This is a genomic window from Roseibacillus ishigakijimensis (genome assembly GCF_016595415.1).
GTDB lineage: Bacteria > Verrucomicrobiota > Verrucomicrobiia > Verrucomicrobiales > Akkermansiaceae > Roseibacillus > Roseibacillus ishigakijimensis.
Genome location: NZ_JAENIO010000124.1, coordinates 1 through 759, shown reverse-complemented (window position 1 = coordinate 759; position 759 = coordinate 1). Strand labels below are relative to the sequence as shown.

The window sequence follows — 759 nt, the reverse complement described above, 5'->3', positions numbered from 1 at the left end:
TGAGGTGCGGTAATTTCTTGGACCACGCCTTAACCAAATGAAGACTGAAGCCATGAAAGGCCGTAAGCGTTATACCAAGGAATTCAAAACCCAGGCTCTCGAACTCTGTGCGGCAGGAAAGCCGGTCGCCGAAGTCGCCGAGGACCTCTGCATCAGTAAGGACTTGATCTACGCTTGGCGACGCAAAGCCCACGGGTCGGGCCAGCTCCGTAGCGAAGGACGAGGAGCTGAAAGCGACGAGGACGGAGCGCAGGAGCTGGCCCGGCTGCGCCGGGAGGTCGCCGAACTCCGCATCGACAATGACATTTTAAAAAAGGCTGCCGTGCTCCTCGGGACCAAGAACCCCGGCCGCCCCACCAAATGATCGACGACATCCAGCAAGAATCGGGGCACTCCATTCGCCGGATTTGCGCCGTCCTCGGCCTGCCCCGCAGCAGCTACTACACCTCTCAAATCGAGACCGCGCGGCAACGGGAAGACGCCATCCTCGGCGACGAAATTGAGCGCATCTTTCGACGTCACAAACGCCGTTATGGCTACCGCCGCATTGCCCGGGAATTGAGTGAACTCGGCCTGGCTTGTTCGGATGAAAGAGTGCGCCGTCTCATGAAAGAACGTGGCCTTGTTGCCATCCAGCCCAAGACCTACGTCCCCCGCACCAGTGACGGAAGGGCCGACTCCCCCTCGACCAATCTCGTTGTTGAAGAGGGTCTTCCTACTCAACCAAACCAAGTCCTTGCCGGTGACATCACCCATATT

2 protein-coding genes are annotated in these 759 nt (G+C 58.6%); both read left to right on the top strand.

The annotated features are described in order from the left end of the window. The first annotated feature begins 37 nt into the window (after positions 1-37). Positions 38-364, top strand: coding sequence for a transposase (locus JIN78_RS16850; protein WP_200393163.1), 327 nt, complete (start codon positions 38-40; stop codon positions 362-364). Further along, positions 361-759 (top strand): IS3 family transposase (locus tag JIN78_RS16845; RefSeq protein WP_200393162.1); only part of this gene is annotated, 399 nt, incomplete at its 3' end. The genes JIN78_RS16850 and JIN78_RS16845, both read left to right, overlap by 4 nt.

Coding starts and splice junctions, on each gene's coding strand:
- JIN78_RS16850 (WP_200393163.1), top strand. CDS start 38: ATGAAGACTGAAGCCATGAAAGGCCGTAAGCGTTATACCAAGGAATTC.